The organism is Streptomyces sp. NPDC101118, from assembly GCF_044759445.1.
GTDB lineage: Bacteria > Actinomycetota > Actinomycetes > Streptomycetales > Streptomycetaceae > Streptomyces.
This window is the reverse complement of the sequence record NZ_JBIVZG010000006.1, coordinates 260,493-271,291: the sequence shown is the minus strand read 5'-3', so window position 1 is coordinate 271,291 and position 10,799 is coordinate 260,493. Positions and strand designations below refer to the sequence as shown.

9 protein-coding genes and 1 tRNA gene are annotated in these 10,799 nt (G+C 73.5%); 7 read left to right on the top strand and 3 right to left on the bottom strand.

From position 1 onward, the window contains the following. Positions 1-1,297 precede the first annotated feature (1,297 nt). Positions 1,298-1,783 carry an SMI1/KNR4 family protein gene (locus ACIQUQ_RS13975; protein WP_403975145.1) on the top strand — a complete coding sequence of 162 codons (486 nt, stop codon included), beginning with the start codon at positions 1,298-1,300 and terminating at the stop codon, positions 1,781-1,783. A 55-nt stretch (positions 1,784-1,838) separates the two neighbouring features. On the opposite strand, the gene ACIQUQ_RS13970 is transcribed toward ACIQUQ_RS13975, so the two are convergent. Beyond that, positions 1,839-1,911: transfer RNA gene (locus ACIQUQ_RS13970), tRNA-Arg, on the bottom strand. A 157-nt stretch (positions 1,912-2,068) separates the two neighbouring features. Between ACIQUQ_RS13970 and ACIQUQ_RS13965 the strand changes: the two genes are divergently transcribed. From ACIQUQ_RS13965 to ACIQUQ_RS13955, 3 genes are all read left to right on the top strand, one after another. Then, positions 2,069-2,416, top strand: a complete 348-nt coding sequence (locus ACIQUQ_RS13965) for a GntR family transcriptional regulator (RefSeq protein WP_403975021.1) — start codon at positions 2,069-2,071, stop codon at positions 2,414-2,416. Positions 2,417-2,418: 2 nt separating this feature from the next. Continuing rightward, positions 2,419-3,390: a DUF1648 domain-containing protein gene (locus tag ACIQUQ_RS13960; protein ID WP_403975143.1), complete on the top strand. Its 972-nt coding sequence runs from the start codon at positions 2,419-2,421 to the stop codon at positions 3,388-3,390. Between the two features lie 480 nt (positions 3,391-3,870). Further along, a complete protein-coding gene (locus tag ACIQUQ_RS13955) occupies positions 3,871-4,587 on the top strand; it encodes a chaplin family protein (RefSeq protein WP_403975019.1) in 717 nt (238 codons plus the stop codon). A gap of 169 nt (positions 4,588-4,756) precedes the next feature. On the opposite strand, the gene ACIQUQ_RS13950 is transcribed toward ACIQUQ_RS13955, so the two are convergent. Beyond that, the gene (locus tag ACIQUQ_RS13950) at positions 4,757-6,037 is read right to left on the bottom strand and encodes a M6 family metalloprotease domain-containing protein (protein ID WP_403975017.1); all 1,281 of its coding nucleotides are present in this window, start codon (positions 6,035-6,037) and stop codon (positions 4,757-4,759) included. Positions 6,038-6,314: 277 nt separating this feature from the next. Between ACIQUQ_RS13950 and ACIQUQ_RS13945 the strand changes: the two genes are divergently transcribed. The 3 genes from ACIQUQ_RS13945 (at position 6,315) to ACIQUQ_RS13935 (ending at position 9,622) form a co-directional block, all read left to right on the top strand. Further along, positions 6,315-6,995, top strand: coding sequence for a TetR/AcrR family transcriptional regulator (locus ACIQUQ_RS13945; protein WP_403975141.1), 681 nt, complete (start codon positions 6,315-6,317; stop codon positions 6,993-6,995). Between the two features lie 111 nt (positions 6,996-7,106). Continuing rightward, positions 7,107-8,654, top strand: coding sequence for an MFS transporter (locus tag ACIQUQ_RS13940; RefSeq protein WP_403975015.1), 1,548 nt, complete (start codon positions 7,107-7,109; stop codon positions 8,652-8,654). A 179-nt stretch (positions 8,655-8,833) separates the two neighbouring features. Next, a complete protein-coding gene (locus ACIQUQ_RS13935) occupies positions 8,834-9,622 on the top strand; it encodes a dioxygenase (protein ID WP_403975013.1) in 789 nt (262 codons plus the stop codon). 6 nt (positions 9,623-9,628) lie between these two features. Here the strand turns inward: ACIQUQ_RS13935 and ACIQUQ_RS13930 are convergent, their stop codons facing one another. Then, complete coding sequence (locus tag ACIQUQ_RS13930) at positions 9,629-10,273, bottom strand: Uma2 family endonuclease (protein ID WP_403975011.1); 645 nt, start codon at positions 10,271-10,273, stop codon at positions 9,629-9,631. Between the last annotated feature and the right edge of the window lie 526 nt (positions 10,274-10,799).

Genomic DNA, 10,799 nt, shown 5'->3' with positions numbered 1-10,799 from the left:
CGGCCCGGGAGCCCCGGGGTCGCCCGTAGCTCCCGGAGCTCCGGTGTCCCCAGTGGCACCCGCAGGCCCCTGGCCACCCGTGGCTCCGGTGGCGCCGGCCGGACCCGCAGGCCCCTGGTCTCCGGTCGCACCCGTGGCTCCGGTCGGCCCGGTCGGCCCGGGAGCCCCGGGGTCGCCCGTAGCTCCCGGAGCTCCGGTGTCCCCAGTGGCACCCGCAGGCCCCTGGCCACCCGTGGCTCCGGTGGCGCCCGCCGCACCCGCAGGCCCCTGGTCTCCGGTCGCACCCGTGGCCCCGGTAGCTCCCGGAGCTCCGGTGTCACCGGTGGCGCCCGTAGCCCCGACCGGACCGGGCTCGCCCTGCAAGCCGGCCGGCCCCGCCGCACCCGTAGCTCCAGTCGCCCCGACCGGCCCGGCAGGCCCCTGCGCACCAGCAGGACCAACGGGCCCCTGCACTCCGGCAGGCCCGGTAGCCCCCTGCGGTCCAGCCGGGCCGACCGGTCCCACAGGACCCGCCGGACCAACAGGCCCCGCAGGGCCCGCCGGCCCGGGCGGCCCAGGAGGCCCCTCCTTGCACTCGCCCCCACCGCCACCCGCACCAACGGCACCACCCGCACCAACGGCACCACCCACACCAGCCGCGCCACCCCCACCACCGGCGCCACCACCGGCGCCACCACCACGGCCGGGGTTCACGCCCACCCGAACCGGGCCCGGCGGCCGGCCGTCCGGCACCCCCGGCCTCCGCGGCCGGCAGTCATCGCCGCCACCCCCGCCCCCACCACCAGCCGGAAGCACAACAGCGGCGGCGGCGGCCGCGGCGCGCTCGCGAGCCGCACCCGCAGTACCAGCCGCATCCGCCACCCCCGCGGCACTCGCCACAGGCGCGACGAGCCCCACCAACACCAGCCCCAGCGACGCCAGCGCGCCACCGGCAACCCACGCCCCGCTCCGTGGCAGCGGGCCCAGCCACAACTTCGTTCCGTACGGAGAACGCACCCATCTCCCTTTCAGGCCAGGGCCGGACGCTCCCCGGAACCGGGCCGAGCGCCACGAGCCATCAGCACTTCCATCGGCCCGGACGCCCCACCCTTGAGGCCCCCACCAGCACGTTCATCCCGACAGCGCACCCAAGCGACCCACGGCCGCCACCGCAACACAAAGGCCCGACCAGCCCGCCCGCACCCGCCGCTTACACTCTGCTCGCGTGATCACGACCCCGTCCCCGGCCCCGAACCCCAACCCGACCTCGAACCCGCACGACGGCGACCGCCACTTCCCCGCCGCGCTCGCCGCGGCCATGGCGGTCCGGCTCGACCGCATCGGCGAGGACGGGGTCGACTTCGAACCCCACGAGTCCTTCCTGAGCGCCGACGAGACGACGGACTGGTTCCGCGCGTGGACGGGCAACGACGACCTCGACGGCGACGCCTTCCGCGTCTTCGGCCAGGACGGCACCGGCGGCTACGCGGCGTTCTGGCTGGCCCGCCCGGGCCAGGAGCTGGCCGACCAGCCCGTCGTCTTCCTCGGCTCCGAGGGCGAGACCGCAGTGGTCGCCCGCGACCTCGGCGCCTTCCTCTGGCTGCTGGCCGACGGCTACGGCCCCTGGGAAGCGGCAGCCTCGTACGGCGCCGACCCCGACTGGGCCCCACACCGCATCCAGGCCCTGGCAACCATCGCCGAGCAGTACGCCCCGCACAGCCGCGCACCAGCAGCCTCGATCGTCACCCAGGCCACCGAAGAGTTCCCCGACTTCGACGGCACCATCCTGAACCTCTGCCGCTGAACCCCTCAAAAACCAAAGGGCACCTACCAGAACCGGTAGGTGCCCTTCGCCCATGTGCCCCCGGCAGGATTCGAACCTGCGACACCCGCTTTAGGAGAGCGGTGCTCTATCCCCTGAGCTACGAAGGCGGACGGCGTGGTGGCAGGCCGTGAGGGCGTGGCCACCGCGGTCAGTGTAGCGGGTGGCGCATGATCCGCAGGCGGCAATACGTGCGTGCTGGGTCGGGGCGTGGGGGGCCGGGCGCTTTAGCCGGATGGCGTGGATGGTGCTAGTTTCATTGGCATCATGCTGCTGAAGTTGGACGCGAGTGACAGTCGGCCGCTGCACGAGCAGGTTGCGGGGGCGATTCGGCGGGCCGTTGCCGAGGGGGAGTGTGCGCCGGGCGACCGGCTGCCTCCTGCGCGGGATCTGTCGCGGGCGCTCGGTGTGAACGCGAACACCGTGCTCCGCGGCCTGCGTGCCCTGCGCGACGAGGGCGTGCTGGAGTTCCGGCGCGGTCGGGGGATCACCGTGGCCGGGGCCGCCGATCAGCGGGCGCAGCTCCTGGACCGGGTCCGTGAGTTGGTGGCCGACGCGGCGCGGGTCGGGTACGGCAGGGACGACGTGATCGAGATGATCAGGGGGCTTTCGTGATCGTGCGTACGGAGACGAGGGGCGCCCGGTGGGCGGCGGTGACCTGGGTGGCCGGGGTGGCGGTCTTCCTGGCGGCGCTGCCCGTTGTCGCGCGGGGGAGGCTGCCCGGGCGGCTCGCCACCCACTGGGGGGCGGGTGGACCGGACGGCTCGATGCCCCTGTGGGCGGCGGCCGCCTTCCCGGTGCTGGTCTGGGGCGTCCTGGCTCTCGCGGCGGCTCTGGCCGGGCCGCGGGCGGGCGCGTCGGCCGGGGCGTGGGGCGGTGTCGCGTTGCTGTCCGGAGGGGTGCTCCTGGCCGGTGTCCAGGCGTGCGTCGTGCGGGCCAACCTGGACCGGACGGACTGGAGGGACGCCGGTTCGGTCGGGGCGGGCGTCGCGATCACGGCGGTCGCCGCCGTGGTGGCGGGCGCGCTCGGGTGGCCGGCCGTCCGTCGCGCGTCCCTTCCCGCCGTGCCGCCGCAGCCCGTCGCGGGCGACGTCATGGAGCTGCCGCCCGGCGAACGGCGCGTCTGGCTCTCCCGTACGTCCAACCCCTGGCTCCACCTCGTCGCGGCGGTCACGGGGCTGGTTGCCGCAGCTGGCGCCGTGGCGGGTGCGGGCGGGCTGGTCGGGGTGCAGTGGGGCCTGATCGCCCCCTTCGCGATCGCCTCGCTCGCCGTGCTCGCGTGTTCCTCGGTGCAGGCGTGCGTGACCGAAGCCGGGCTGGAGGTGTCGTTCGGCCCGCTCGGGTGGCCGGTGCGTCGCTGGGCGGCCCGCGACATCGTCTCGGCGCGCTGTGAGACGCGTTCCCCGGCGCAGGTCGGCGGCTGGGGCTACCGCCTGAGCGGACTCGGCACCACCGTCATGCTTCGGTCCGGTGAGTGCCTGGTCGTCCGGCCGCGCAAGGGGGCCGAGTTCGCCGTGAGCGTCGACGACGCGGAGCGCGGCGCCGCGCTGCTCAGTGCAGTTGCCGCCAGGCAGTCGGCCGACGCCTGAGCGGCCGATGCCTGACCGGGCGACGCCTGAGCGGCCGATGCCTGACCGGCCGATGCCTGAGCGGCCGATGCCTGAGCGGGCGGGGCCGGGTGCTGCCGTACGCCGCACCGGGGCCGGATGGTGCCCCGTACGCCGCACCGCGGCCGGGGTGCCGTACGCCGCCACCGGCGTCGGGGCGCGGTACGCCGTGCCGGGAGCCGGGAGCCGGGAGCCAAGTGCCGTACGCCGTGCCAGGGCCGGTTGCCGTACCCCGCACCGGGCCAGGTGCGGTACGCCACGCGCCGGCCTTGGCCGTACGGGCACGGCGGCGAGCGCAGGATGCCGCGCCGCCCGTTCGCTCGTCCGTTCGGTGGCCGCATCGGGCGAACGGCTGACAAGCCATAACCCCGCCCGTTCGCTTCGCGTTTCACCGGTCGACCGCGGGTAGCCGCGACCTCGTCCGGAAGGCAGGGACCGATGAGACGGGCCAATCGGAACAGCGTGATCACCATTGCGGCCGCGTCAGGCGTGATGGCCTTGGCGGGGCCGGTCAGTGCCGACTCCCACGCGGACGGCTCGGCGGCCGGTTCGCCCGGGCTCGTGTCCGGCAACGGCATCCAGCTGCCGGTGAGCCTCCCCGTGCAGGTGTGCGGGAACACCGTGAACGTGGCGGGGCTGCTCAACCCGGCCGCCGGCAACACGTGCGCGCAGAAGGGCGGGGGCGCGAAGGACGGCAAGCCGGCGCGGGACTCCAGTACGTCCGGCAGCGTGAAGGATTCTCCTGGTGTCCTCACCGGGAACCTCGTCCAGCTCCCGGTGAAGGTGCCGGTCAACGCCAGCGGCAATTCCGTGAACCTGGTGGGCGTCGGCAACCCCGTCTTCGGCAACGGCGCGGAGAACACCCCCGCGCAGCCGGTCGAGCCCGCCGAGCCGGTCCGGCCGCAGCAGCCCGTCGAGCCCGTGAAGCAGCCGCCGGTCGAGGAGCCGACGACGCGGGTCGTGCCGCCCGTCCCCTCCCGCCCGCAGCAGCCCGCCGCGCCCCGGCCGCTCCCGGAGCCGGTCCCCGTCGAGGTCCCGCAGCGCACCACCGGCGAGCTCGCCCGTACCGGTACGGAGGAGGGCACCCTCGGCGTCGCGGCCCTGAGCCTGCTGTCCGTGCTCGGCGGCGGCGCCCTGTACGGCGGGCTGCGCTCCCGCGCGTCGCGGCCCAGCTCCTGACCGGGGTCCGGCCCAGCTCCTGACCGGGGTCCGGCCCAGCTCCCGACGGGAGACCCGTCACGGCTCCCGACCCGGACCCGTCACCGCTCCCGGTCCGTACGGCGTCCACGTCCCGTCGTGACCCCGGCGGGTGGCGGCCACCCGCCGCCACCCGCCGGAGCGACCACCCTCAAGGCCGCGTCACGCGCACCTGGTACGCCCCGGTGCGGAGCTGGCCGACCACGGAGATCGAGATGCCGGCCTCGTCGTCCGTGAAGGTCTCGCCCGGCGAGAAGGGGGCGTCCGACAGCTCCGCGTGGACGTTCGGGCGGCGCGTGCAGCCCCCGCTGTCGCGGGTGCTGTCCGAGACCGTCACGGGCCCGCGCCCCGTGTCCACGTCCGAGTCCACCTTGTAGATCAGTACGCCGGGCTTGCAGACCGCCTCGTCGTTCCCGGCCCGCGTCCGCACCTCCACCGCGTACCCCGCCGACTCCGACGTCGGTACGAAGGCCAGCTTCGTGCCGCCCGCCACCGCCAGCGGCGACAGGACGTGGTCGCTCGTCCCCGCCTTCGAGGCGCAGCTGATCTGTGACGCGTCCAGCCAGCCCAGCTTCCACTTGTGCCAGCCCAGCAGGTCGTTGTTGGCGCCCCAGTCCTCGGACATGATGTCCCAGTGCCCGACGGCCCCGCCGCCGTCCGCGGTGTAGAGGTCGGGCAGCCCGAAGACGTGGCCGTTCTCGTGCGGCAGCACCCGGTAGCCGGTCTCGCGGTACGAGCCCGAGCCGTCGTCCTGGCGGCTGTAGACGAACGAGGTGTTCGCGAGCGGCACCCCGTCCGCCACCGGCGCGTCCGTGTTCCCCGAGAAGGTCACCGACAGCACGGTGTCCAGCGCCGAGGGCCCCGCGTTCGGCGTGACCAGGATGTTGACCAGGTCGTACCTGCTGAAGTCCACCTCGTCGTCCGCCGCGGCCACGATGTGCTGGACCAGCTGCCGGTAGCCCGGCTCGTACGGGGCGCCGCGCTCGATCCCGTACGCGGCGAACGGCATCGGCATCCGCAGCCACTCCCGCAGCGGCGCCTCGGGCAGGTAGGCGAGCCGCCCGTACGAGCTGGTGCGGAACCAGTCCGAGGTCTGCGGGAAGAACTCGGCGAGCCGGTCCGCCGCGGTCCCCTCGCCCTTGGCGTCGGGGAAGTCGACCATCAGGTTCAGCGCCCGCACCTCGCCCGTGGAGCGCGAGTACCCGGGCGGGGTGGGCAGCCCTTCGGACATCTGGACGCCCATCGAGCCGGAGATCCGGCAGGGTGCGAGGGTCGCCGACTCGTTCGCGGCGGCCACGGGGCCCGGGGACGAGTGGCCGTGCTCGGAGATGCCGGTGCTCGCGGTTGCGGTGACTCCGAGTGCCAGTGCGGTGAGGCCGATGTACGCACTGGCGCGGCGGTGTCTGCATATGCGGTGCCGGATCTGCGCCATGCCGCCGCCCTCGTGCCTCGTCGGCCGCCCGGCCCGTCCCGGATGGCGCCTGTGCGATCACCCTCTGCCGCCGCTCGCGAGCCCGCTCGCCGGAGGCGTCCGAACGTGGGGTGGGGTGTGACTCAGGTCACACCAGCGAGTGAAATAAGCGGGGACTCCCTCCCCGTTTGCATGACTGTCCCCGAAGCGGGGAGTCGTTCCCCGGTTTCGTTCGCCGCGGGTACGGCACGGGGGAGGAGCCGGAACAAGCGAGGAGGACGCCGTGCAGGCGCCAGTCATGGACATCGGCAGTACGGGCCAGGCGGGCCCGCCCACCCGCGTCCCCCGCCCCCGCGCCGACGCCCTGCGCAACCGCGAGCGCATCCTGGTCGCCGCCCGCGAGGTCTTCGTGGAGCACGGGTCCGACGCCCCGCTGGACGAGATCGCCCGCCGGGCCGGCATCGGGAACGCCACGCTCTACCGCCACTTCCCCGACCGGAAGCTCCTCGTCCACCACGTCGTCCTGTACGTGATGGACCGGGTGGCCGACCAGGTCGAGACCGCCCGCGCCGAGGAGCCCGACGCCTTCGCCGCGCTCCGCCGCTTCGTCCACTCGGCCGCCGACGAGCGGATCGGTGCCCTGTGCCCGATGCTCTCCGACGGCTTCGACCGCGAGCACCCCGAGCTCCTGGCCGCGCGCGACCGCCTGGAGTGCGCGGTCGAGCGGGTGATGGCCGAGGGCCGGGACGCCGGTCTGCTGCGTACGGACGTGGCCGTCGGCGACCTGATGGTGGCCCTCTCCCAGCTCAGCCGCCCGCTGCCGGGCAGCGGCTGTCTGTCGTTCGACCGCTACGTCCACCGCCACCTGCAGATCTTCCTAGACGGACTGCGCGCGCCGGCCCGCTCCGAACTCCCGGGCATGGCGGCCACGCTCGACGACCTGAGGCGCCCCGAGACGACCCGGGGCGAGTCCGTATGACGCCGACCTCCTAGCGGCTGGTCACCGGTCTGACCTCCACCGAGCCCGAACCTTCAACTCGCCCTTTTCCTCGGGTTTCTTCCCGATCCGCATCACGAAGTGGGTACCCCCATGTCCAAAACAGCCCCGTCCCCGGCCCCCGGCGGCCTCCCGCAGGCCGACCCCAGCCGCTGGAAGGCGCTCGTCTTCATCGCGCTCGCCCAGCTGATGGTCGTGCTCGACGCGACGATCGTGAACATCGCGCTCCCCTCCGCCCAGCAGGACCTCGGCATCTCCGACGCCAACCGGCAGTGGGTCATCACCGCGTACGCCCTGGCCTTCGGCGGTCTGCTGCTGTTCGGCGGCCGCATCTCCGACCTGTGGGGCCGCAAGCGGACCTTCGTCACCGGCCTGATCGGCTTCGCCGCGGCCTCCGCCCTCGGCGGCGCGGCCACCGGTGAGGCCATGATGCTCGGTGCCCGCGCGCTCCAGGGCGCCTTCGGTGCGCTGCTCGCGCCCGCCGCGCTGTCCCTCCTCGCGGTGATGTTCACCGACGGCAAGGAGCGCGCCAAGGCGTTCGGCATCTACGGCGCGATCGCCGGCGGTGGCGGCGCCGTGGGCCTGATCCTCGGCGGCTTCCTCACCGAGTACCTCAACTGGCGCTGGACCTTCTTCGTCAACATCCCCTTCGCGATCGTGGCCGCCGTCGGCGCGTACTTCGTGATCCACGAGCCCAAGGGCGGCCGCAACCGCGCGTCGCTCGACATCCCGGGCGTGGTCCTCTCCACCCTCGGCCTCGTCTCCCTGGTGTACGGCTTCACCCGCGCCGAGTCCGCGGGCTGGACGGACGGCCTGACGCTGGGTCTGTTCGTGGCCTCCGCCGTCCTGCTGGCCGCGTTCGTGTTCACCGAGGCCAAGGTCCGCTCGCCGCTGCTGCCGCTGCGCGTGCTGACCGAGCGCAACCGCGGTGGCGTGTACCTCTCCCTCGGCCTCGCCGTCATCGCGATGTTCGGGCTCTTCCTCTTCCTGACGTACTACCTCCAGGTCGTGAAGGGCTACTCCCCGGTCAAGACCGGCTTCGCCTTCCTCCCGATGATCGCGGGCATGATCACGGGCTCCACGCAGATCGGCGCGCGCCTGATGACCCGGGTCGCCCCGCGCCTGCTGATGGGGCCGGGCTTCCTGACCGCCGCCGTGGGCATGCTGCTGCTGACCCAGCTCGAGGTCGGCTCCTCCTACCCGGCGCTGATCCTGCCGGCGCAGTTGCTGCTGGGCCTCGGCATGGGCATGGCCTTCATGCCGGCGATGTCGCTGGCCACGCACGGGGTCGCCCCGGTCGACGCCGGTGTCGCGTCCGCGATGGTCAACACCTCGCAGCAGGTCGGCGGCGCGATCGGCACGGCGCTGCTGAACACCATCGCCGCCTCCGCGACCACCGAGTACCTCGTCTCCCACGCCGCCGAGGCGGCGGGCGGCAAGCAGGCCGCCCTGGCGCTCCAGGCCGAGGCCATGGTGCACGGCTACTCCAGCGCGATCTGGTGGGCCGTGGGCATCCTCGTGGCCTCCGCGGCGATCGCCTTCACGATGATCAACACGGGCCGGCCGGGCGCCGCCGGCACGGTGGCCGGTTCTGGCGCGGCCGAGGGCTCCGAGCCGCAGGTGCCGGTGATCGCCCACTGACCGGGCGACGGCGCGACTGACGCCCTCCGGGCATGGGTACCCCTTGACCCGTCCGCCCCGGCCACACCTGACGGTGGCCGGGGCGGACGGCTGCCCGGACCTCCGCCGCAACACCCGCAACATCTTCAAATTCGAACTATCTTCTTCAAATTTGAACTAAACGGGTCTACGCTGGTCACATGACCACCGCCCCGGAACGCATGCCCGCCCTCTACCTCAGCCACGGCGCCCCGCCCCTGGCCGACGACCCGGTCTGGCCGGGCCAGCTGGCCGCCTGGTCCGCGGACCTGCCGCGTCCCCGCGCGATCCTGATGGTCTCCGCCCACTGGGAGGAGGCGCCCCTCGCGCTGGGCGCCACCGAGACCGTCCCGCTCGTCTACGACTTCTGGGGCTTCCCCGAGCACTACTACCGGGTCCGGTACGACGCCCCGGGCGCCCCCGGGCTCGCGGAGGCCGTCCGGAAGCTGCTGCGGGCCCCGGGCACCCCCGTACAGGACATCCCGGACCGGGGCCTCGACCACGGCGCGTACGTCCCGCTCGTCGAGATGTTCCCGGAGGCGGACGTCCCCGTGCTCCAGATCTCCCTGCCCACCCTCGACCCGCGCGCCCTCATGGAGGTCGGCCGCAGGCTCGCGCCGCTCCGCGACGAGGGCGTCCTGATCGTCGGCAGCGGCTTCTTCACCCACAACCTGGCCGCGCTGCGCCACTCGGGCCCCGGGGTGCCGGCCTGGTCGGCGGAGTTCGACAGCTGGGGCCACGAGGCGCTGGCCGCCGGGGACGTGGACGCGCTGCTGGACTTCGAGCACAAGTCCCCGTCCGGCCGCCTGGCCCACCCGCGCACGGAGCACTTCGCCCCGCTCTTCGTCACCCTCGGCGCGGCCGACGCCGCCGGCGACCTGACGGCCCGCCGGGACGTCATCGACGGCTTCTGGATGGGCCTGGCGAAGCGCTCCGTCCAGTTCGGCTGACGATGCCTAGCCGATCGCGTTCCGCGGCGGTCCGGTGATCGCCTCGTCGATCACGAAGCCCTTGGCGGGGCCCTCGGGGATGACCACCTCGGAGCCGTACTGGACCCGCAGCTCCCCGGTGTAGCGGGCCTCGCCCGGAATGGGCGAGGTCAGCACGCTGACGGTGCCGTGGCCGTCGTAGTCGTCGACCAGCACGTACACGGGGATCCCGGCCCGGGCATAGGCGCGGCGCTTGCGGACCCGGTCGCGAGCCGTGCTGTCGTGGCCGGGAGAGACCACCTCGACGACGAGTGGAACGGCGGACGCGTCGACTCCGAGACCGTCCTCCGTGACGTACTGTCCGTCGTCGTCCTCGGAAAGGACGAACACGTCCGGGATCCAGACCTTCCGGCCGTGGATCACGTTCATGTCCTGGCGTGCGGCGTACTCCGAACCCGCCAGGAACGTACTCAGTCTGTCGCGCAGACGGTTGACGATCCGGCCGTGCGAGTAGCGACCCGTGGGCGACACCTCGATGAACCCCTCGACGATCTCCGCGCGGTAGCCCTCGGGGAGTTCCATCGCCTTCCAGGCCTGCCACAGGACCTCGTCCAGGTCCTGATGCGGCGTCTTCGCTTCGGGAGCGTCGTGCTCGTGCGCGAGAGCGGTCATGGGGCGGCACCTCCTCCTCAAGTGTGGGCGTCGGTGGCCCGCTGCCACAAGCGACACCCGGACGGTAGGGGAGGGAGGCCGCATATGCCGGAGGAATGGTCATGTAGTCACCCGGACGGGTGGCGGTCCTAGGGTGGCGGGGCGATCCGGGGGTACACGCAGGCAACCAGGACGTGGCTCCGGCCGTCTTCGGGGGTGTGGGAGCAGGTGCGGGCAGCGTCGCCCGGGCGGCGGACCCGCGCCGCGCCGAGTGTGACGCCTGTCTCATCGGAGCGGGGTCTCGGGTGTCCGCGGGGCCTCCGGCTCGGCCGCCGCTCCCGGCCTGACCTGCGCCTCTTCGTGGTCTGGCGGCGTCCGGCCCCTGTGGAGGCGGGGCAGGATACTGCAAGATCTCGAAAATGGGGCGCGGCGTGGGAATTCTGTCCCGATTCCGGTCGTTGTTTCCTTCGGATGCAGCCACTCGGGAGAGTGTCAAGGCACCCGGACAGAGCCGCACCAGCCGCACCGCGACCGAACTCATCGCAAG